Annotated in this window: 17 protein-coding genes; 9 read left to right on the forward strand and 8 right to left on the reverse strand. The window is 35.7% G+C overall.

All coding sequences use genetic code 11. From position 1 onward, the window contains the following. Nucleotides 1–2: 2 nt before the first annotated feature. Nucleotides 3–1,736 (reverse strand): helix-turn-helix domain-containing protein, encoded by a 1,734-nt coding sequence (locus tag QOL71_RS00735; protein WP_283415101.1) that lies wholly within the window; start codon nucleotides 1,734–1,736, stop codon nucleotides 3–5. Between the two features lie 278 nt (nucleotides 1,737–2,014). Here QOL71_RS00735 and QOL71_RS00740 point away from each other — a divergent pair, with 278 nt between their 5' ends. From QOL71_RS00740 to rsgA, 4 genes are all read left to right on the forward strand, one after another. After that, a complete protein-coding gene (locus QOL71_RS00740; RefSeq protein WP_283415102.1) occupies nucleotides 2,015–2,230 on the forward strand; it encodes a hypothetical protein in 216 nt (71 codons plus the stop codon). A 169-nt stretch (nucleotides 2,231–2,399) separates the two neighbouring features. Continuing rightward, a complete protein-coding gene (locus QOL71_RS00745; protein WP_283415103.1) occupies nucleotides 2,400–3,116 on the forward strand; it encodes a hypothetical protein in 717 nt (238 codons plus the stop codon). A gap of 501 nt (nucleotides 3,117–3,617) precedes the next feature. Beyond that, complete coding sequence (locus tag QOL71_RS00750; RefSeq protein ID WP_283415104.1) at nucleotides 3,618–4,697, forward strand: chorismate mutase; 1,080 nt, start codon at nucleotides 3,618–3,620, stop codon at nucleotides 4,695–4,697. Nucleotides 4,698–4,807: 110 nt separating this feature from the next. Continuing rightward, nucleotides 4,808–5,734, forward strand: coding sequence for a ribosome small subunit-dependent GTPase A (gene rsgA / locus QOL71_RS00755; protein ID WP_283415105.1), 927 nt, complete (start codon nucleotides 4,808–4,810; stop codon nucleotides 5,732–5,734). Between the two features lie 49 nt (nucleotides 5,735–5,783). Here the strand turns inward: rsgA and QOL71_RS00760 are convergent, their stop codons facing one another. Together QOL71_RS00760 and QOL71_RS00765 are read right to left on the reverse strand one after the other, a co-directional pair. Then, nucleotides 5,784–7,208, reverse strand: coding sequence for an OmpP1/FadL family transporter (locus QOL71_RS00760; RefSeq protein WP_283415106.1), 1,425 nt, complete (start codon nucleotides 7,206–7,208; stop codon nucleotides 5,784–5,786). A gap of 37 nt (nucleotides 7,209–7,245) precedes the next feature. Next, on the reverse strand, nucleotides 7,246–8,313 hold the full coding sequence (locus tag QOL71_RS00765) for a prolyl-tRNA synthetase (RefSeq protein WP_283415107.1): 1,068 nt from the start codon (nucleotides 8,311–8,313) through the stop codon (nucleotides 7,246–7,248). A 126-nt stretch (nucleotides 8,314–8,439) separates the two neighbouring features. Here QOL71_RS00765 and proS point away from each other — a divergent pair, with 126 nt between their 5' ends. From proS to QOL71_RS00780, 3 genes are all read left to right on the forward strand, one after another. Beyond that, entirely contained in the window at nucleotides 8,440–9,915 is a 1,476-nt protein-coding gene (gene proS, locus QOL71_RS00770; RefSeq protein ID WP_283415108.1) for a proline--tRNA ligase, read from the forward strand. A gap of 165 nt (nucleotides 9,916–10,080) precedes the next feature. Beyond that, entirely contained in the window at nucleotides 10,081–11,358 is a 1,278-nt protein-coding gene (locus QOL71_RS00775) for an OmpA family protein (protein ID WP_283415109.1), read from the forward strand. A gap of 115 nt (nucleotides 11,359–11,473) precedes the next feature. Continuing rightward, entirely contained in the window at nucleotides 11,474–12,802 is a 1,329-nt protein-coding gene (locus tag QOL71_RS00780; RefSeq protein WP_283415110.1) for an Nramp family divalent metal transporter, read from the forward strand. A 157-nt stretch (nucleotides 12,803–12,959) separates the two neighbouring features. Here the strand turns inward: QOL71_RS00780 and fsa are convergent, their stop codons facing one another. From fsa to gyrA, 3 genes are all read right to left on the reverse strand, one after another. After that, nucleotides 12,960–13,613 (reverse strand): fructose-6-phosphate aldolase, encoded by a 654-nt coding sequence (gene fsa, locus QOL71_RS00785; protein WP_283415111.1) that lies wholly within the window; start codon nucleotides 13,611–13,613, stop codon nucleotides 12,960–12,962. 101 nt (nucleotides 13,614–13,714) lie between these two features. After that, nucleotides 13,715–15,091, reverse strand: a complete 1,377-nt coding sequence (locus QOL71_RS00790) for a tetratricopeptide repeat protein (RefSeq protein WP_283415112.1) — start codon at nucleotides 15,089–15,091, stop codon at nucleotides 13,715–13,717. 17 nt (nucleotides 15,092–15,108) lie between these two features. Further along, on the reverse strand, nucleotides 15,109–17,733 hold the full coding sequence (gyrA, locus tag QOL71_RS00795) for a DNA gyrase subunit A (protein ID WP_283415113.1): 2,625 nt from the start codon (nucleotides 17,731–17,733) through the stop codon (nucleotides 15,109–15,111). Between the two features lie 146 nt (nucleotides 17,734–17,879). Here gyrA and QOL71_RS00800 point away from each other — a divergent pair, with 146 nt between their 5' ends. Together QOL71_RS00800 and QOL71_RS00805 are read left to right on the forward strand one after the other, a co-directional pair. Then, entirely contained in the window at nucleotides 17,880–18,194 is a 315-nt protein-coding gene (locus QOL71_RS00800; RefSeq protein ID WP_283415114.1) for a DUF4286 family protein, read from the forward strand. Between the two features lie 125 nt (nucleotides 18,195–18,319). Beyond that, nucleotides 18,320–20,581: a polyribonucleotide nucleotidyltransferase gene (locus QOL71_RS00805; protein ID WP_283415115.1), complete on the forward strand. Its 2,262-nt coding sequence runs from the start codon at nucleotides 18,320–18,322 to the stop codon at nucleotides 20,579–20,581. A gap of 440 nt (nucleotides 20,582–21,021) precedes the next feature. Here QOL71_RS00805 and QOL71_RS00810 read toward each other — a convergent pair whose 3' ends face one another. Then, nucleotides 21,022–21,756: a hypothetical protein gene (locus QOL71_RS00810; protein ID WP_283415116.1), complete on the reverse strand. Its 735-nt coding sequence runs from the start codon at nucleotides 21,754–21,756 to the stop codon at nucleotides 21,022–21,024. 198 nt (nucleotides 21,757–21,954) lie between these two features. Continuing rightward, entirely contained in the window at nucleotides 21,955–23,235 is a 1,281-nt protein-coding gene (locus QOL71_RS00815; protein WP_283415117.1) for a hypothetical protein, read from the reverse strand. Between the last annotated feature and the right edge of the window lie 202 nt (nucleotides 23,236–23,437).

A 23,437-nucleotide genomic window follows, 5' to 3' on the forward strand; every position in this document is an offset into this window, starting at 1 on the left:
AATTAGACGGTTCCAAAAACCGGAAAATTTTGACATCCGGTTTTTATATCCTTCTGCCTTTTCTTTATAAAATCCGTGGGACGCATTCCGTTAATTTCTCGGAAAAGGTTTGAAAAGTTTGTCCTGGAAGCAATACCGCATTTTTCTGCCAAAGTTTCTATTTTGTATGTGAGATAGATCTTGTCATTATACAATTTGTTTGTAATATAACGGATTCTTAATTCGCTGAGGTATCTGTTAAAGTTGACACCTTTATACTCATTGATAATCTGCGAAAGATAATTGGAGTTGGTGTGTAGTTTGTGAGCTAATTTGTTGATTGTTAGTCCATTTTCTATAAATCCGCATTTGTCTTCAAAAGATTTTAATTTTGACAGTATCTGTCCAACAAGTTCTTCGTTTAAGTTGCATTTTTCATCTTCATTTGGCTTTGAATCAAATTTCTCATGGGAAGGTGTGTAAAGATTATTCAGGATTTTGTCCTCAAGAATTTTGTAATTGATTTTGATGTTCTTTTCATTTCTCAGTTTTTCTGCAATTATTGCAACCAAAAGTAAAGCTAAAAATATAAGACCAATGATAATCCATTTTCCCCAGGATGTTGTTCTTTCCAGCCTTTCTTTTTCCTCCTGCAAAGTCCTTGTATCGTAATCTTTGTGGATTGTGGAAGATAAGTAGGCAAAGTCTTTAGAAATTATTCTGTCGGCTTTCAATAGTTGCTTGGTGTAATAAAGTTCTTTGGAGTTATCCTTTTGATCTTTATAATAATGTATCAGCTGCTCATAATTTTCTCTCAGTTCCGGTAAAATGAAATTGTGTTCCTGAAAAACAGAATCTACTTTTTGGAAATACTGAATGGCCTCATGAGAGTTTTCTAAAGCTAAATATGATTTCCCAATATAAAAATAGTTAACTGTTGACCATGCAAAATCATTAATGTGATTAATTGGTTTTATTGATTTTTGCAGTGAGTTAAGAGCATTTTTAACATCATTTTTTCTGAGCTGTTCAATTCCTTTTTCTTTCAAAAAATAGCCGTATTCCTGCTGGAAGTCAGGATTGTTTTGTGTTTGAGCAAGACCTTTGGTAATCAAAGAATCAGCTGCATTGTAACTCTTGAGATTTCTATAACAAACAATTATCCTGTGTAAGCTATTGTAATAGCCTTTTTTGTTGTTAAAAATAATATTGGGATGCGCTTTTTCCTGCAGCTTTTGATAGAAATAATCATTGGCCTTCTGAAAATGAGCCAAAGCAGAATCATAATATCCGAGATAACATTTTACTACTCCAAGATGATACAGGATTTCATTTTTCAAATAGTCATTAGTAGAATTTTCAGAATATTCATATGCTTTCAAATACTCATCAAGAGCAGGTTTATATTTTTTGTAATTGAAATAATAAATAATTCCTTTTCCAAGATAAGCATCACTGATAATATCATTGTTTTTTGAAAGCAATGCTGCATAAACAGTGCTGTCAGCATATTTTAATTTATCCACAGAAGAAGCGGAATAAAATACAGCATCTTCATATCCCTGCGCAAGCCTATCGTAATCTTTTTTTTGTTTTGCCAGTTTTATGTACTGATCTAGAAAAACAAAAGCTCTTGAATCATTTTCAGGATAATTCTCATAATTCTTTTTGATATTATAATAATCACTATACTTCTTGTGCTGAGAAAAGTAGAGATTAAAAAACAGAATTGCAGTTATGAAATAGATTTTTTTCATACTTCTTAAAATAATGGTTAAGTTTTATACTCAAATTTAACCAAAATTTGTGCTAAATTAAAAGTATTATTAATTTATAATTATTAAAAATAAATTAAACTCTTTGCGAATAATATTTACATATAAATCAACAGTTTAAAGATTAATAAACATATTTATTGATGTGTGCTTATTTACAAATAAGCACCATTATTGTTTTTAGGAGCTAACGATTGTCAATAGATTTGGTAAAGAATTCTAAAATAAACCGGCCGGGATAACCTTTAAAATTATTAACAATGAATAAGTTTATCTCAACAATCTTAGCAGTATCAATTTTAATTATTACGAATTCTTGCAGATCGCAAGACGAAGATTTGATACCAAATCAAACTGAAAATACAGAGCCATCAATTATTAAGAGAAGCACAGACAGCATCCAGGTAAATACTTCTAATCCCGAAAACCAATTGGTTGAAGGTGATCCACCACCAAAAAACGGACATCAATGGTGAAAATAAAAACTAATAACTATGAAAACCTACAAAAGAATTATGTAAGCGATATCTAGAAGAAAGGAGTTCTTGGAGTGTTAGAATTACATTTCCAGTAGGAATTAATAAGAGGCTTTGGATGTTTATCATTTTTTGGCTTTTTAATAAATAATATTTTAATACGAAATTCATGGAAAAAAACTTCTTATTATTCGTTTTTTTTGTATTAACGAATATTTTACAAGCACAAGTAGGGATTAATACATCAGATCCCAAATCGACTCTTGATATCAACGGAAATTTAAAAATACGTAATGTAACTTCTGTAACTTCTGTCAATAGCAATCAAACTATTTTGTTAAGGGATAAAACTTCCACAACAGGAGATTTTGAAATAAAAGAAATCAGTTCAGACTTATTGGTTGTTGCTAATGCCAGTGCTTATTATGCATCAAAATCTGGTTCCTGGTCACTTTTAGATCTTGGATTGGGAACTTTTTGGTCAAAAATTAATTTGACAGGTGCCAGTGACACCAAAGTCGGAAATCCTGCACTTTTTAACACAGGGGTCTATACGGCTCCACAAGCGGGAATTTATACTATTAGTTATGAATTTCAATTTCCTGCCGGAGTGAACTTGGAAGCCTTAGGCAGTAAGAGATTAGGAATTATAAAGAACGGGAGCACTATTTGGGATGAAAAAATTTTTGATGGTGTCAGAGTTTCTATTTTGGGTGTTACCTTAGCTTCGGTGCCTGTAACTTCTACTTCATTGACATCATTGGTGCAGCTTGCAGCAGGAGACACGATTACATTTGCTGTCAATGTTTCCGGATTACTTCCAATTGATATAACGCTTTTGAATAGTGCAAAAGTTAGTCTTTATATCTATAAAATCTCTAATTGACACCAAATTATTTTCTTATACATAAAAGCACAAATTAAGATTCTCAGAATTCAAATGTTGAATTAAATTTATAAAAGCAGATGATTCTGCTTTTATTTTTTGCCTAAGAATTAAGTTTAGTTTGATATTAATTTATATATTTGTTCAGGATTTCTTCAACACAAGAAGAAAAAATATTAATCAAAAACAAGCTAAAGTTCTTTAACTAAGGATTTATGAAATGGAATTAAACCAATTTCCATATTTTGAAACGACAAAATCCGCCTTCACTTGGGGTGGATTATTTAGCTTTTTTGGATTTTATTACGGAAATTTCAGAAACTATTACCGATTTTATTGGTTTAGCTAGCTGAATTTCTTTCTCAAAAAACTCACGGAATAATTTCAAATTCCGAACATAATTAAAAATTTTTAACGGTATTTTTTGAAAAAGAATTATAAATCAGGATTTATAACAGATAAACTGTTGCACTAATATTAAATATATAACATTAAAAATAAATGAACTTAAACGAATTGAAAAATGACTGGGTTAAGGAATTTTCAAACCCAATGATCATTGCAGGACCTTGCAGCGCAGAAAGTGAAGCTCAAATGTTGGAAACAGCAAGAAGATTAAAAGAAACAAACGCAGAAATTTCTGCATTCCGGGCAGGAATCTGGAAACCTAGAACAAAACCAAACGGTTTTGAAGGAGTAGGGGTAATCGGTCTTAACTGGCTCAAAAAAGTTAAGGAAGAATTCGGATTCAAAACAGCAACAGAAGTTGCTAATGCGCATCATGTTTTTGCAGCATTGGAAGCCGATGTAGATATTCTTTGGATCGGTGCGCGTTCTACGGTTAATCCATTTACAGTTCAAGAGATTGCACAGGCTTTGAGAGGGACAGATAAACCGGTTTTGGTTAAAAATCCTGTAAATCCCGATCTGGCACTTTGGATTGGCGCTTTGGAGAGACTTTTAGGTCAGGGTGTAGAAAATATCGGTGCCATCCACAGAGGGTTTTCAACTTACCAAAAAACCAAGTACAGAAATATCCCGAACTGGCAAATTGCTTTGGATTTTAAAAATCAATTCCCTAACATTCCTTTGTTTATAGATCCTTCTCATATTTGTGGAAACAGAACCGGTTTGGCAGGTGTTGCGCAGGAGGCTTTCAATGTGGGTTATCAGGGTGCAATTATAGAAAGCCATTGTGATCCGGACAATGCTTGGAGCGATGCTTCTCAGCAAATCACGCCGGAAGTTTTGGCAGAGATGATCAACAATCTTCAGATTCGTAATTCGGACATCTCAGGATACGAAGACGAGATGGGAAAACACAGAACATTAATTAGTGATATGGATTTCCAGCTGATAGAATTGCTGTCTCAAAGAATGAAAGTATCTGAGAAAATCGGAAAACTGAAAAAAGAAAATAATATTGCTATTTTCCAGCCGGAACGTTGGAAGGTAATTACGGAATACGCAACTCAGAAAGCATTCGAAACAGGTATGTCACAAGAGTTTATTGAGAAAGTTTTCAAAGCAATTCATGAAGAAAGTATTGAAGTACAAAATAATATTATGATTGATAGGTAATAAGATTTTCCATTTAATTACAGAAACTAAAAGAAGCTAAATTATTAGCTTCTTTTTTTATTGAGACTAATTTTAAATTTCTAAATTTGCTAAATACAAAATTCTACTGTTTGAAAGGAATCATCATTAAGTCAACCGGAAGCTGGTACCAGGTTTTGGAATCGGAAACAAGACAAATTTATGAAGCCAGAATCCGCGGCAAATTCAAATTAATCAAAACGCGTCTTACCAATCCATTAGCGGTAGGAGACGAGGTAGAATTTTCCCTTGAGCAAGATGATGTTGCCTGGATTACCAAAATTTTTCCACGGAAAAATTATCTCATCAGAAAATCAGTTAACCTTTCCAAGGAAGCCCATATTATTGCATCTAATATTGATATTGCTTGTTTTATTTATACTTTGAAGTTTCCAGAGACATCTTTAGGTTTTCTGGATCGTTTCCTGGCCTGTTGTGAAGCTTACAACATCGCTCCATTGATTTTATTCAACAAAATGGATGTTCTTTCTGAAGAAGAAATAGAAATTGTAGGAAACATCGAAGCAATATATCAAAACATTGGTTATGAAACTTTAGAAATTTCTTCTTACTCTAAACTGAATCTTGATATTCTGGAAGAAAAAATCAAGAATAGGACTTCAGTATTTTTTGGACATTCAGGTTGTGGGAAATCTACTTTGGTTAATGCATTACAACCGAGTTTGGATCTCAGAACAGGAGAGATTTCTGACACGCATCTGAAAGGAAAACATACGACAACATTTGCCCAGATGCATTTTTGGGATTTTGGAGGCTCGGTAATTGATACACCGGGCGTTCGGGAATTTGCAATGATTGATGTTGAGAAAGAAGAAATACAGCATTATTTTCCGGAGATTTTTCAGACAGGAAGAGAATGCAAATATCATAATTGCCTCCACATCAATGAACCTAAATGCGCAGTCATTCATGGTTTGGAAACTGGAGAAATAGAAGAAACCAGATATATTACCTATTTGAAACTGATGGAAGAAGCAGAAGAGATTAACCAGAAATAAAAATCCTGCAAAAATTTTTGCAGGATCTTTTATTTATATATTTCTCTTTTTAGAATTTCCAGCCAAGTGTAATAGAGAAATTATCTCTCTTATTTTTGACTTTGGAAACTGCGGAAGAACTGCTTAAAAGTTCTATGGCTGCCGGATCAGAATAATAACCGGAAGTTGTATTATTTCCGGTATCAACACCATATAAAAACGGACTTGAGTAAGTTGATGAGATGTTTTGATAAGAAGCATCGATATAAAATGCCTGAAAATCATAACCAATACCAGCGCCAATTACATTTCTTTTTCCAATAAAAAGATTAGAATAAGACTGATTAGATGTTGAACCATTATCATTGTAATTGGATATAGAGATATTATCAAAACTATTTCCTTGGTAAGCATAACCTCCTCTTAATCTGAAAGCGGCAATTCTGTATTCTGCTCCAACTCTTACTTCTGAGGAGTTTTTATAAGAATCACTGAAGAAATCATTTAATTCCTGTTCTGCACCACCATATTCTTTATATTTTGGTTTTGTAATTCCTTGAATAAAATCGACATTCAAAGCAAAATTTTTACTTGGAACAAAGGCAGCACTAATCGTTGCTTTCATAGGTGTTGACAATTTTCTGTCTTCAGTAAAAACATCATAATAACTGTCTTCCTTATAATATTGATTAAAAACCCTATCCATATTCCACCAGGTAGGAGTTTCTATTGCAGCTCCTAACCTGAATTGATTATTTAATTTAGCAATGACTCCAATGTTGGCAGAAAATCCGTCTGCTCTTTCTGTAAAATTGGTGTATTGCTTATCAAAGGATGAAATCGTATTCGTTGTATTATTTTGAAAATTAGCAAAATCATCCTGACTCAAATAGGAGTTATGAAAATTAAGCCCTGCTCCAAAATAAAAACGATTATCATAATTAGCCGCAACAGTAAAACTCGTTTTTGAGATGTCTCCTGTTCTGTTATAGACATGTCCCAAATAAGAATATTTGGCAGGTGTTGCTACAGTTGGATTACTAGAAATTTGTATGTTCTGATTACCCGCAGATTCTACATAATTGTCAATAGATCTGGTATTGTAATTGATTCCAAGATTGATGAATTTCCATTTTGAAGTATCTCCAAGGTTTACAGACAAAACACCTCCTGAGTTATTAAGATCCGTATTATTGGTTTTGTAACTAACAGGTTTCCCTGCAAGTGTTGAAGTATTTTGGTTACTATTAATACCTAAGGTAAGATTAACATCACTGGTTATAAAAACTCCGATCCCGGCAGGGTTTACGCTTGCGGAAGAAATATCTCCTCCAAGCGCTCCCATTGATCCTGCCATAGAATTATATTTTGAAGTTCCATTAATCTGGTTTCCGGAATATACATCAATTGTATTTGTAATTACCGATACATCCTGAGCTTTTAGATAGAAAAATGAAACAGGAATACTAATCAGTAATAAAGTTTTTTTAAGCATTTTATCGTTAAATGTTTTTATTATTAGTTAATGAAATTTATCTTCTGCCACCGCCACCAGAACGCATTCCGCCACCACCACCGGATGAACCACCTCGGAAGCCGCCTCCGGAATTAAATCCTCCAGAATTTCCGCCCGATCTTGTTGGTGCATTATAACTATCATTTCTAAAACCACCATTTGGCTGAGTTCTTATACCTCCATTATTTCTGATGCCACCATTATTGGGAAAGTTTGGTTGAGTTCTAATTCCTCCATTATTTCTAACACCTCCGTTGTTAGGATAATTTTGTCTAATTCCACCATTGTTAGGGTAGTAAGGATAACTTCTGGTGCCATTTCCGGCATTTCTCACACCGTTATTTCTGATACCGGAATTGCTATTATCAGACATCCGGATAGAATTTCTCAAGCCTGCAGTACTATTAATACCCCGGAAGCCATTGGTTCTATTTTGTGGTATCATACCCGACAGTCTTCCATTATAACCTGATCTGTTATAATAGATTGGATGATGATAACCCCCATAATATGGATAGTAATAACCTCCCCATTCCCATCCGGAGTTCCAGAAAGGATCGTAGAATCCTCCCCAACCCCAAGGTGAATAAAATGAGTTACCCCATCCCCAGCCAAATCCTAGTCCCCAACCAAAAGAATTGAAGCCGCTGTTCCATCCCCAACCATAGTAAGGATAACCCCAGCCACCATAACCACCCCAACCCCAATTGTTAAAACTTGTATAATTGGTTTCAGTTCCGGTAAAAGTTCCCCAGTCAGAATCATTTGCTAGCGGTTTTGTATACTTGTTCTGCTGATCTTGTATGTTTTGTTGGTTGTTGTCATAGATACTTGGATAGGTGTCCTGGTAGTTGTAATAATCATCAACTTGATTACCATAATTACCGGAATATGATCCTGCAGGTAAAGAATCCTTGTTAGGATCATAATATACACCATCAGTTTCTGAATAGCCTCCGGTATAAATTACACAGGAAGTTAAAAGAAAGCTGCTGGAAATCAGAATCAAACCTTTTGATTTGATTAGATTTAAAAGGCTTGTATTGTTGATATTTTTCATTTTATAAGAAGTATTAAGTTTCATATATTTGCATTTCTTAAAAGAAACCAAATTTTATACCATTTAAATTTAATAAAATACGTGTAAAATTAGGCTTTTTATTTAGATTAAAAAGTTTAAAAAAAGTTAAAAAACTATATCAAAAAATTTATGGCAAAGTTAACATCAAGAGCAGAAGATTATAGCAAATGGTATAATGAATTGGTTGTTAAAGCAGATTTAGCAGAAAATTCAGGCGTTAGAGGATGTATGGTTATCAAACCCTATGGTTATGCTATTTGGGAAAAAATGCGTGACGAGATGGACAAAAAATTCAAAGAAACCGGACATCAGAACGCTTACTTTCCTCTTTTTGTTCCCAAAAGTCTGTTTGAAGCTGAAGAAAAAAATGCAGAAGGTTTTGCCAAAGAATGTGCTGTTGTTACCCATTACAGATTAAAAAATGACCCTAATAATCCCGGAAAACTAATTGTTGATCCGGAAGCTAAACTGGAAGAAGAATTGATTGTTCGTCCAACTTCTGAAGCAATTATATGGAATACGTATAAAAACTGGATTCAATCTTATCGGGATTTGCCGATTCTGATTAATCAGTGGGCTAATGTTGTAAGATGGGAAATGAGAACCAGATTATTCCTAAGAACTGCTGAATTTCTTTGGCAGGAAGGTCACACGGCTCACGCTACAAAAGATGAAGCAGTTGAAGAGACTGAAAAAATGCTGGAAGTCTACGCGAAGTTTGCAGAAGATTTTATGGCCATTCCGGTTATCAGAGGGATCAAATCGCCTTCTGAAAGATTTGCTGGAGCTGACGAGACTTATTGTATCGAAGCTATGATGCAGGACGGCAAAGCTTTGCAGGCTGGAACTTCACATTTCCTTGGTCAAAATTTCGGAAAGGCATTTGATGTCAAATTCACTACAAGAGAAGGAAAGATTGAACACGCTTGGGGAACATCTTGGGGAACATCAACCAGATTAATGGGAGCTTTGATTATGACGCATTCCGATGATCTTGGTCTGGTTTTACCACCAACCTTGGCACCGATTCAGGTTGTGATTGTTCCTATTTTCAAAGGTGAAGAACAATTGGCTCAGATCAGCGAAGTAGCTTTGGAAATTCAGGCAAAACTAAGGGCAAAAGGAATTTCGGTTAAATTCGATGATGATACGCAAAACAAGCCAGGCTGGAAATTTGCTGAGTATGAATTAAAAGGTGTTCCCCTGAGAATTGCAATGGGTCCAAGAGATTTGGAAAACAAAACTGTTGAGTTGGCAAGACGCGATAATTTAACCAAAGAATCTGTTTCTATTGAAGGTTTGGAAAATTACATCGAAGAATTATTGCAAACAATCCAAAAGGATATCTATAACAAAGCATTGACTTTCCGTGAAGAAAATATCACAAAAGTTGACTCATATGAAGATTTTAAGAAGGTTCTGGAGGAAAAAGGGGGATTTATTCTCGCTCACTGGGACGGAACTGAAGAAGAAGAAGAGCAGATCAAACAAGAGACAAAAGCGACTATCAGATGTATTCCTTTGAATAATGAACTGGAAGATGGCATTTCTCTAATATCAGGAAAACCATCCAAACAAAGAGTTGTATTTGCAAAGTCATATTAATATAAAAAACCGTCTCGTTATCAGCTAAGAGGCGGTTTTTTGTTTAGAAAATTAATTTATTTTTTGTTTTTGTCTTGTTAAAATTTTATTAAAATTATTAATTCTATAAAAAGGTGGATTAATATTTGGTAATATTATAAAGTCAAACACAAAAAATAAACTAGTATGTCAATTAATCTAATCGAACTTGTAAAAAGCCAGCTAGGACCGGAAACGGTTTCTCAGGCTGCAACTCAACTTGGAGAAAGTGAGTCAGGAGTTTCAAAAGCAATTTCAGCATTATTACCAGCGGTTATTGGAGGATTTTCAAACAGCAATGCCCAATCAGAACTTTTCAGTACACTGAAAGATGCTGCTTCATCCGGAGTTTTATCCAATCTTCTTGGTAATCTGGGTGAAAATGATTCTTTAATTTCCAGAATTCTATCACTGATCTTTGGAGATGGCGATAAGTTATCTGCGTTAACCAGCTCTGTGTCAAATTTTGCGGGCATTAGCAATGATTCTACAAATTCATTATTAAATTTGATTACAGGCGCAACTGCAGGCAGTCTTGGAAGGTACATCTCCGATAGCAATCTTGATTTGTCATCATTTGGAAGCTTATTGTCAGGTCAAAAAGGATTTTTATCTGCTCTTATACCAGCTGGATTCAGTTTTGGTACTTTAGGATTAGGAAACTGGTTTGGGAATGATACAGAAACTGTAAATGTACCACCCAACACACCAACAGCTGAAGCTGCCGCAAGTCCGAAAATTGATGTTAACAGAAGCGGAGCTACTCACGAGATTACTTCTGATCAGGATTCCGGAGGAAGTATTTGGAAGTGGCTGCTACCGTTGTTACTACTTCTGTTGCTAGGCTGGTTTTTCTGGAAGCAGTGCAACAAAAAAGCAGACACAGTTCCGACAGCAACAGTTGATTCTACAACAGTCGTTACAGACTCGACAAATGCTGCAGGAGATACAGTTGCCGTCACAAGAGAAACAACAGTTGTAACATTGCCAAGCGGAAAAACTTTACAGGCATACAAAGGTGGAATAGAAGATCAAATTGTCACCTTTCTAAAATCTGACGAGTATAAAAATGCAACAGATGAACAACTGAAAGATAGATGGTTCAATTTTGATAATCTTAATTTTGAATTTGGAAAAGCAGTTTTAACACCAGAATCTAAAGTTCAGTTGGAGAATCTGAAAATGATTTTAACTGAATTTCCAGATGCAAAAATTAAAATCGGCGCCTATACAGATAAAAAAGGAGATGAAAATACCAACCTCAAATTATCCGGTGAGAGAGCAAATGTTGTAAAAACATCAATCAATTCTCCACAGGTCAAAGAAGCAGAAGGTTATGGATCTAAGTTTGCGAAAGTTCCTGCAGAAGCTTCTGACAAAGAAAGAGAATCTGACAGAAAAACCGCAGTCAGATTTTTGAAATAAATTCTAATTTCAATTGAATATAAACTGTCAATTATTTGGCAGTTTTTTTATTGCCTGTTTGTGAGTTAAGCAAAGTATTATTATTTTTGTTAGTCTAATCTAACAATTTTGATTTTTGAAAGAAAAAAATAAGGCCTGGCGAAAAGAAAAAACTGCGAATTCCTTGAATGAGGTTTTTTCAAGCATTCCTATTCCTGAGAGTGGTAGCTTCAGGAAGAAATTTATGGCCTATGTTGGGCCCGGATTATTGGTTGCTGTAGGTTATATGGATCCCGGGAACTGGGCAACGGATATTGCGGGTGGAGCACAATTCGGATATACACTTCTGTCTGTGATTTTGATTTCGAATCTTTTTGCGATTGTTTTGCAGCATTTGTCTGTTAAGCTGGGAATTGTTGCTGAAAGAGATTTGGCCCAGGCTTGTAAAGATCATTTTCATCCTGCTGTGAATTTTATTCTCTGGATCTTTTGTGAGATTGCAATAGCTGCCTGTGATCTGGCAGAAGTAATAGGCTCAGCAATAGCATTAAATCTTCTATTTGGAATTCCTTTAAGTATAGGAGTTGTGATAACAATTATTGATGTCTTTTTGATTTTGTTTCTGCAATCCAGAGGTTTCAGATACATCGAAAGTATTGTTGGCGGATTAATCTTCATTATTTTTGTGGCTTTTTTCTATGAAATTTTTCTAAGTAAACCTGAAGTTTTTCCAATGCTGAAAGGTTTGATTCCTCAAAAGGAAATTATTACTAATCCATCAATGCTCTACATTGCCATTGGGATTTTAGGAGCGACAGTAATGCCTCACAATCTTTATCTGCACAGCAGCATTGTTCAGACACGAAATTATCCAAGAACCAATGAAGGGAAGAAAGAAGCATTAAAATTTGCAAGTCTTGACAGTAGCCTTTCTCTGATGCTGGCTTTTGTCATTAATGCTGCAATTCTGATTATTTCTGCTGCGACTTTCCATACATCCGGCAATAAGGACGTTGCTGACATTAATGATGCATATATGCTTTTGACACCGCTTTTAGGAACAACCTTGGCGAGTATTTTCTTTGGTATCGCTCTACTTGCTTCAGGGCAGAATTCTACATTAACGGGAACGTTAGCCGGACAAATCGTAATGGAAGGTTTTCTGAATATCAGGCTAAAACCTTGGGTCAGAAGACTGATTACAAGATTAATTGCCATTATTCCCGCCTTAATTGTTTCAATTCTTTACGGAGAAAAGGGAACTGCAGAATTGTTGGTTTTCAGTCAGGTGATTTTGTCAATGCAGTTGAGTTTTGCTGTAGTTCCATTGGTGATGTTTACAGGTAGTAAAGCCAAAATGGGAGAGTTTGCAAATAAATCTTGGTTAAAAATCATGGCTTGGATTATTAGCGCAATTATCATCATCCTGAATCTTTATCTTTTAAAGGAAACTATTTTTCCATAAATCAAAAAACCGAATCACTTGGATTCGGTTTTTTATGTTGATTTTTTGATAATCAATGCTGTTTTGCGCGCCCCCCGGGCTGAACGGAGCTCTTTTTCTTTTTTGTAAAAAAAGAAAAAAGCGGGAGTGGAGCACGGATAAAGGCGCCCTTATAATTTTACCCTAATTTCTTAGAATCCGCTACGAATTGGGCCAGTCCAGAATCTGTTAAAGGATGTTTTAATAGATTAAGAATTGATGCCAGAGGAGAAGTAATAACATCTGCCCCGATTTTTGCACAATTGATAATATGCATTGGACTCCTGATAGATGCTGCAAGGATTTCTGTATCGAAAGCGTAGTTGTCAAAAATAACTCTGATCTCTTCGATCAAATTAAGACCGTCTACAGAAATGTCATCTAATCTGCCTAAAAACGGAGAAACATAAGTTGCTCCTGCTTTTGCTGCCAAAAGGGCTTGTCCGGCTGAGAAAATCAATGTACAGTTGGTCTTGATGCCTTTGTCAGAAAAATATTTAAGAGCTTTCACACCGTCTTTGATCATTGGGATTTTTACAACAATTCTCTCATGAAGTGCTGCTAATTCTTCTCCTTCTTTGATCATTTCCTCATAAGTGGTTGAAAGAACCTCTGCAGAAACATCACCGTCCGAGATATTGCAGATATCGATATAATGTTGGTTGATTGCTTCTTTGCCCGAGATTCCTTCTTTTGCCATTAAGGAAGGGTTAGTTGTTACACCGTCTAAAATTCCTAGATCCTGTGCTTCTTTGATCTGATCCAGATTAGCTGTATCAATGAAAAATTTCATATATAGATTTTTTATTTGTTTTTAAATGTTTGTTCGCAAATATACATTTTTAGTTGGCACTGAAAAAATCAAAAAAGAAGTCCGGAGACTTCTTTTTTGATTTATTTCATTCCAGCTTCTTTTGCTTTAAACTCATTATACTTTGCTGTATTCTGAGTGGTCATGTACATGCCTTTTAGAAGTGTTACGACTTCTTTATTATTAGGATCGTTTGCATAAAGTTTTTCTGCATAAGGTAAAGCTTTTTGGAATCTTGCTCTTCTTTGCTCCAGAACTTTGTTGGCTTCATCAATTTTGCCTGCTTTTTTAAGCTCTCTGTATTGGTTGATAGCTGCTTCATCTTCTCCTAAAATTGCAAAAACTAAATTGTTAAGTGCATTTGGGAATTTGGGATCAAGATCAACTAATTTTTTGAAAGTGGCCTCTGCTTCAGCTTGTTTTGAAGGATCTTTACTCTGCATCACCCCAAGATTGTACAAACTTTCTTTATCGTTTGGATTAGCAGCTATTTTTGCCTTCAGGTTATTTACAAACTCATCGGTTTTACCAGATTTGAAATAAGAATTACTTTGAACTTGTCCTAAAGATTGATTTTTAGGGAATTTTTTTAATCCTTCTTCTGCAACTTTACCAGCTTCGTCATATTTTCCTTGTTCGAATAACAGAGATGCTGTTACCTCATAAAGTTCTTCCTGTTTGCTCGGTGTTTTCTCAATTTTGAAATCTGAGTAACCGGCGTTTGCTTTTTTGTAAAGATCAAATGCCGCTTTATCCAAAGTTTCTACTTGTCCGGTCTTTGTATTTTTTGCAGTGTAAACAGTTTCTTCGCCTGTATAATTTGATTTGATCAATGATTGGAGAATATCAGTCGACTGAGCTTTTTTATCAGGAGTCTGAGCATAGGCTACACCTGCGTAATAAAGTAAATTTTTGTTGTCCTGACCTGCAGCTTTGAAAAGATAATATGTTTCTGCAAATTTTTCACCGGCAACATCAAATTTTTTGTTGTTATAGCTAGTAGTTGCAGCCTCATTTGCTTTGCGTAAAAGGGGATCGATGGCCTCTCTTAATTTTTCCGTCAATGCAGGTGAATATTTTTCTTGTTTAAGAGAAAGTCCGCTTCCTGACTTATCTGCTGCTGCTTTCCCGACAAAATATACCTTATTCTTTTCAGCATCCTTACCGGTGTAGATTTCTTCGGTTCCAAGCGTTGAAATTTTAGCAAGATATTCTGCACCTTCAATATTTTTTCCGGCTTTTAAAAGAGATAAGCCTTTTGCATAATAATATTGTTCAAGAACAGAAGGTTCCAGCAGATAAGTTTTATCGCCAAAGATACCTTCAGCTTTTGATATTTCTGAGTTTGCAGTTGCCAAGTCGCCTGAATCAACTGCTTTTACAGCATTAGCGATCTCTTTTTTCTGTGCCCAAACTAATGATGCAGACAAAATAGCTAAACTTAAAATTAATTTTTTCATTTATTTACTTTTATAATTTAATCGTTATTTTCAGATTCATCAGCATTATCATTGGCTTCTTCATCTTCAATTTTTCTTAATTCCTCTTTATCTCCAAGATTGATTTGATTGTCACCGATCTGAGGTTGGTCCTTGAATTCCGGGTTGTTGCTGTCATTTTCAAGTCCTTCTTCATTTTCTTCTTCCACATCCTTATCCATTTCAACTTTGGCAATCGCTGCAATCTCATCATTTCCTTTCAGATTAATGACTTTTACACCTTGGGTATTTCTTCCCATTACTCTCAGGTCGGCAGTATTCATACGGATTGCAACACCGGATTTGTTGATGATCATTAATCCGTCTTCATCTGTTACACTTTGAATGGCAATCAGATTACCTGTTTTCTCCGTAATGTTAAGTGTAATTACACCTTTACCGCCTCTGTTGGTAACTCTGTAATCTTCAACAGCTGTACGTTTTCCATAACCTTTTTCAGACACCACCAAAACGGTATCGTTCTCCAGATCATTAACAACAATCATTCCGATTACTTCATCATTATCTTCAAGGGAAATCCCTCTCACACCTATTGAACTTCTCCCGACTGCTCTTGCTTTTTCCTCAGGGAAACGGATACATTTACCATTCTTGGTAGCAATCATAATTTCAGAATTGCCGTCCGTTAATTTTGCACCTAACAATTGGTCATTATCACGGATTTCGATGGCGTTAACACCGTTGGTTCTCGGTCGTGAATAAGCTTCCAAAGATGTCTTCTTGATCGTACCGTTTTTGGTAATCATTACCACATTCATTTGGTTGATGTATTCTTGATTTTTAAGATCCTTTGTTCTGATGTAAGCTTTAATTTTATCATCAGGTTCGATGTTGATCAAATTCTGAACAGCTCTGCCTTTTGCAGTTTTTGAACCTTCCGGAACTTCGAAAACTCTTAGCCAGAAACATTTTCCTTTTTCTGTGAAGAACAGGAGATACTCATGGTTGGTTGCAGTTACAATATATTCAAGGAAGTCCTCGTCTCTTGTAGTAGCACCTCTGTTTCCAACACCACCTCTTGACTGGACTTTATATTCGGAAAGAAGCGTTCTCTTGATATAACCAGCGTGAGAAATCGTCAGAACCACTTTTTCGTCAGGAATAATATCTTCGATAGACATTTCTCCACCAGAATAATCGATCTCTGAACGTCTTTCGTCACCATATTTTTCTTTGATTTCAATCAATTCATCTTTAATGATTTGATAACGTCTTGGCTCATTGGAAAGAATATCTTCCAGATCTTTGATCAAAGCCATTATCTCTTCATACTCAGCACGGATTTTGTCCAACTCCATTCCGGTAAGACGAGCCAAACGAAGATCCAGAATAGCCTGAGCCTGAATTTCTGATAATTCGAATTCACTAATCAAACCTTCTTTTGCTGCTTGCGGATTAGCGCTGTGACGGATAATCGCAATAGCTCTGTCAAGAGAATCCTGAGTTCCGATTACCTTCATAAAGCCTTCAAGAATATGTGCTCTTTCTTTGGCTTTTCTCAATTCATATTCGGTTCTTCTTACAATCACTTCGTGGCGGTGTTCTACGAAATGGTGAATGAGGTTTTTCAAGTTCAGTTGTTCAGGTCTTCCTTTAACTAAGGCGATGTTATTAACTGAAAATGAAGTTTGTAGAGAGGTGTATTTATATAAAAGGTTTAATACGACATTTGGAATTGCATCGTTCTTTAATTCATAAACTATACGAAGTCCTTTTCTGTCAGACTCATCACGGATTTCGTAGATTCCGGTGATTTTTTCATCCTTAACCAACTCAGCTGTTCTGGCAATCATTTCTGCTTTATTAACCTGGTAAGGAACTTCTGTTACTATAATAGCGTTTCTGTTTCCAATCTCCTCGAAGTTAACTTTTGCTCTCAGAACAATACGTCCTCTTCCTGTGTGGAAAGCGTCACGAACTCCATCATAACCGTAGATGATACCACCTGTTGGGAAATCCGGGGCAATGATGTGCTTCATTAGGTCATCAATCGTGATTTCTCTGTCGTCTATGTAAGCGCAGATGGCATCAATACTTTCCGATAAGTTATGCGGTGCCATATTGGTTGCCATACCAACCGCAATACCGGAAGTTCCGTTAACTAAAAGATTTGGGATTTTTGTAGGGAGGACAGTAGGTTCCTGTAAAGAGTCGTCGAAGTTATTTTGAAAATCAACGGTTTCCTTATCAAGATCGGCAAGAATCTCATCAGAGATCTTCTTCAGTCTTGCTTCCGTATAACGCATTGCTGCAGGTGGGTCACCGTCCATGGAACCGAAGTTACCCTGACCGTCTACCTGCTCATAACGCAAGCTCCAAGGTTGTGCCATTCTTACCATTGCATCGTAAACCGAGCTGTCACCATGTGGGTGATATTTACCTAAAACGTCTCCAACGATTCTGGCAGATTTCAAATGTTTTCTGTTTGAAAATACATTAAGCCCATACATACCGTAAAGAACACGTCTGTGTACGGGTTTTAATCCGTCTCTTACATCCGGTAACGCTCTTGATACAATTACCGACATCGAATAATCGATGTAAGAGGTTTTCATTTCGTCAACAATGTTGATCGGTATTAACCTTTCTCCTTCCTTATGCATAAATATTTTTAATTTATTGTAAATCAGAACGCTGTATTAGTTTCTGACCTGTTGAGTTTTTCTGTTTTTTATAACGGGCTAATTTACAAAAAAAATACGATTTTTGCATTCTGAATTTATCAACATTAATCATAAAAAATAAAAAAATGAGCATCCTTAGTATTACTTTTCATACAACAGAAAATAAAATCCAGGAATGGGATCTTTATCTTGAAAATGAGCTACATCAAATGGTTGAAAATCTAATGGATGTCGACAGGTACATCTTGTCAGAAGTATATTCTGAAATGCTGAATGAAGGTAAAAATACCAATCTTTTTCTTTGGTTTGATAATGATGAACTTCGCAACCAATTCATGGAAAGCGAACTGGTCAATATCGAAGAGCGAATTGCTCAGGAATTTGGGGAAGAAGTAATGGTTTTTCCGACATTCCTTAATCCAAAAAAGAAAAGGTTTTAATAATTATTTTCATACTTATATTAAAGTATGATTTTTATACTTTAAAAAGCTTAAATTTGCACACGAATTTTAGACGAATTTATATCAATCACACTCAATACGGAGTGTCTAAACAAAATTAATTTATGAGTATACCTCAAGCGTTTACAGAAACGATCACTCTTGCAGACGGCAGAGAAATCACACTAGAAACAGGGAAGCTGGCAAAACAGGCTGACGGATCTGTTGTCGTAAAAATGGGCGGAACAATGCTTTTAGCGACTGTTGTAGCCAACAAAGAAGCCAACCCGGGTGTTGACTTTTTACCTTTAACAGTAGATTACAGAGAAAAATTCTATGCGGGTGGAAAAATCCCAGGTAACTTTTTCAGAAGAGAAGCCAGACCTTCGGATCAGGAGATCCTGACAATGCGTCTTGTAGATAGAGTTCTGAGACCATTGTTTCCGGAAGATTTCCATGCGGAAGTTCAGGTGATGATCTCTTTGATCTCTTATGACGGAACTTCTATCCCTGATGATTTGGCAGGATTAGCAGCATCAGCCGCTATCGCTATTACAGATATCCCTTTTGACGGGCCAATGTCAGAAGTAAGAGTCGTAAGATTTGATGGGAAGTTGGCGGTTAACCCAACTTATGAATCTTTGAAAGATTCTGAACTGGACATTATGGTAGGTGCTACCAAGGATTCTATCGTAATGGTAGAAGGAGAAATGAAAGAAATCTCTGAACAAGAAATGCTTGAAGCCATCCAGTTTGCGCATGCAGAAATCAAGAAACAAATCGAAGCTCAGGAAAGATTAGCTCAAAAAGTAGGAAAAGCTTTCCCTAAGAGAGAATACTCTCATGAAGTTCATGATGAGGACATCCGTGAAAAAGTATGGAAAGAAACTTATGATAAAGTATATGAAGTTGCCAGAACACCTTCCGGAAAAGAGGAAAGAGGCGAGAAGTTCAAAGCTGTTCTTGACGAATTCTTATCTCAATACGTTGATAATGTTGAAGAGTTGGAAAGAGTAACGCCTTTCGCAAAAGTATATTATCATGATGTGGAGAAAGAAGCGATGCGCCAGATGATTTTGAATGACAAAATCCGTCTTGATGGTCGTGATCCACAAACCATTCGTCCAATCTGGAGCGAAATTGATTATCTGCCGGGCGCACACGGTTCTGCCATCTTTACAAGAGGGGAGACTCAGTCATTAACAGCAGTAACACTTGGATCCGTAAAGGATGCCAATATGGTGGACAGCGTAATGGCACAATATGATGAGAAATTCTTCCTTCATTATAATTTCCCTCCTTTCTCAACTGGTGAAGCAAGACCTCTAAGAGGAACATCCAGAAGAGAAGTCGGCCACGGAAATCTTGCCCAAAGAGCTTTACAAGCAGTAATTCCTGAAGAGAATCCTTACACAATCCGTATCGTTTCCGATATTCTTGAATCTAACGGTTCTTCTTCTATGGCGACTGTATGTGCCGGAACTTTGGCGCTAATGGATGCAGGTGTTCAAATTACGAAGCCTGTTTCAGGAATTGCAATGGGATTAATTACGGATAAAAAGTCGGGTAAATGGACAGTTCTTTCCGACATTTTAGGAGATGAAGATCACCTTGGTGATATGGACTTCAAAGTGACTGGAACTGAAGACGGAATCACAGCCTGCCAGATGGATATCAAGATCCAGGGTCTTTCTATGGATATTATGGAGAAAGCTCTGTTACAAGCTAAAGAAGGGAGGTTACATATCCTTAATAAAATTACTGAAACCATTGCATCACCAAGAGCAGATGTGAAGCCACACGCTCCGAAAATGGTTGTAATGGAGATTCCGAAAGACTTTATTGGTGCAGTGATTGGACCTGGAGGTAAAATTATCCAACAGATGCAGAAAGATACCGATACGGTTATCGCGATTGAAGAAATCGGGGAGATCGGACGTATCGAGATTGCAGGTACAGACAGAGAGAAAATCAATGCTGCTGTTGCCAAGATCAATGAAATCACCTTCGTACCGGTTGTAGGTGAAGTGTACAAAGGTAAAGTGGTAAAAGTAATGGATTTCGGTGCTTTTGTAGCGATTGCTAAAGGAACTGAAGGATTGCTTCACATCTCTGAAATCGAATGGGCGAGATTGGATAAAGTTCCTTACAAAGAAGGTGATGAAGTGGAGGTGAAATTTATGGGTTATGATGACCGTAAGAAAATGAAACTTTCAAGAAAAGTTTTGTTGCCAAGACCACCAAGACCTGAAAAGAAAGAAGGTGAGCAGAGAGGTCCAAGACCTGAAGGTCAGAACAGACCGGAAAGACCTGCGAGACCGGAAGGAAAAGTAAATCCTGAAGGTAAAGACCAGCCGGGAGAGCACAAGCCTTTGAACGAAGCTTAAGATTATCTTAATCATATAGAAAACCACCGAAATTCGGTGGTTTTTTTGTGGGTTTTTGTTGGAGATCCTTTGAGAGCATCAGGATGACACCGCTACTATTAGATTATATATTGTTTATGACTTAAGAATATTATTTCAAGTAATGAGAATATACTTTACAGTGACAAGAATATGATTTGCAGTTGGGAAAATATGCTCTAAAGTAATGAGAATATGATTTACAGTAGCGACAATATCTTTCACAGTAGGGGTAATGTGATTTTAAGTAATGACAATATGCTCTGCAGTAGTGAGAATATAGTTTGCAGTCATAAGAATATGATTAATAGTTATGGCAATATTAATCTTGTTAAAAGCATATAAAAAACATCCTGACTGGAAATTCAGTCAGGATGTATAGTGTTATGTTTTGATGCTAAATCTGTGAATATCTGTAGATTTTAGCTTTTTACTACTGTAAATTTTATTGCAGATACTGTTTCAAATTCCGGGGAGGTTGCTCCGTAAATCGTCTTGACATATTTTTTGACGTTTTGGGCGATGTTGTAGAGTCCTGTTTCTTCTGCGTATAAAACCTGATCTCTTTCTGTGAGTTTGATATTCAGTTCTGCTTCGGTCTGGTTTACTGGTTGGGTAGCGCTCACCAGTGATGCGTGATAGGAAGTGAGATTGTTTAATTTTAAATCGTCCTCATTAGGCGTGTAAGCGGGGATCGTTGCCAGCAACTGTAACAGAATCCCAAAATTCTCTGCCTGTTGAGTGTAGGATTGGCGGGAAGTGGAAATTGAGTTGTTGTTTGATGATTGTCCGTTGTCGGGATTTTCGGAGGTTGTCTTTTTCTTTTGTCCGCCTTGTATGGTGTGGTTTAAAGTTCTGGCTTGGTCGATAGTTGCCTGCTGTAATCCTAAAATGTCTAAGAAGCTGACAATACGGGTGCAGATTGGTTTTAGATTTTCGTAAGCGGTTTGACGCACTGCAATGGCATTTTTGTTGGCGGTTCGTTTTTCTTCTACTTCGCTGAGTTTTGCAACGGCAGTGGTGTAGAGGTTTTGGAGACTGTTGACCGATAGATTTGCTACCGGTGGATTGTAAAGTGTGTAAACGCTAACTTGTTCGATTAGTTTTTGCAGGTTGGCTACGTTTTTAGCGTGTCCTACTTCGGATGTACTAGACATAATATTTGTGTTTTAAATTGTTTTTTCAAATATAGAATTTATTTTGAATTGAAATTATTTTTAGGTTAAATATTTTATTATCAGGATATTATGTTAAATTGGGGAATGGGAAACCCTAGCGGGAGGCTAGGGTTTTTGGGTTTTGTTGTGGGGAAGCACGGATTGCAAATCCGCGCTATCGGGATTTAAAAGCTTTTATTAAACTATTTGAGGTGGTGGAGGCGGTACGTTTGCACTAGTTTGTGTATTAAAATACTTTGAGTCCAAAACTTCTATTTTTAAAATAGCATCTTTTATTCTAAAATGTCTCTCCTCACCATTTCGAAGTAAACAGTCAGCTATAAGTACAATTTTAGGGACAAATTCTTTGACATAAATAATCCTTTTGGTAATCCTATCCTGTAAATCTTTATAAGTAATTCTATAATAACTTCCTTTCGTAAAAACAAAATTTTCAACACTTGTGAAAGTTTGTGATGAGGAATTATATGATGGAATTTTTTCTACAATCAATTCCTCTATATTTGCGGTGTCATCATCTAAATGAAGATTTGACAAATCTGTTTCTGAATATTTTTCTCTGAAGAAGTCGTAGTATTTTACCTTGTATTTGTAATGATTGAAAATTATTTCTAAAGGTTTTATATATGTATGTGTAAGAGTTATTCCGTTTTCCAAAATAATTTTATTATTTAATTCTTTTCTAAGAAAAGTATTCCCACCAACTATCTCAGCTATTAAGCTGATTTTCTCTTGAGGTTCTACAATTTTTAAAGTTTCGATAGGAATAAAATCTTCTGAGAATGAACCGGAAAATGGATTATACCATTTACATTTTAGAAGATAGACTGAAGATATTTTTTTTAAATTACCTGTTTTTGGATTATAACCAATTTTTTCCTCATTGATTTTTACATCAATTACAGTTAAAACGGGGGGCAGAAAGTCAAGATGTGCGGTTAGTTTTTGCGAAGGATTATTATTACTTTCACTAAAAGTTGTTTTTATTTTACCAAGTTCTAAATCACACGATTTTAAAATAACCTGTTTATGCAAAAAAGTTTCCTTTATACTATCAATAGTTAAAGATTTATTATACTGTAATGGTACAATCTTTACAGTTCGAATTTCTCCATTGTCTTCCAAAAATTCATTTTTGTCTTCATCTTTTGACTGTTTCTCTGGATTAACATCATTATTATCTTCTACTTGAATTTTGCTAATAGGTTTTAGTAAGTTTAAATCAAACCAAGATTCTTCAAATTTATGATTCTTGTGTGAGTAGTAAATGCATTTGATTTGTTTAGCTTTAGCAATACCGGTATCGGAATCATATTGATTGGGAGAGTTTTGAATTTCCGAAACAACTAGTATTGGCGGAGTCATTGAAGCAAGAGCTGATATCTTGATTTTATTTGCATCACTTTCATATGGATGATTTTTTAAAGAATACAAATCTCCAAGTTTAATAGCTTTCATAAAGTTATAATTATTCAGTTTTTATAAATATAATAATTATAATGTTATATTTGCTATGCTTGTGCAGAAAGTTGATTTTTTACAACTAGTTAGGACTAAAGGGCTTTTAGCTTTACTGAATATGTGAGATATTCAGGATGTAGATTTACTAATGACTGCCTCTACCAGGGCACTCACAATTGAAGCTAATATACAACAAATT

Source organism: Epilithonimonas pallida (assembly GCF_900182975.1).
GTDB lineage: Bacteria > Bacteroidota > Bacteroidia > Flavobacteriales > Weeksellaceae > Epilithonimonas > Epilithonimonas pallida.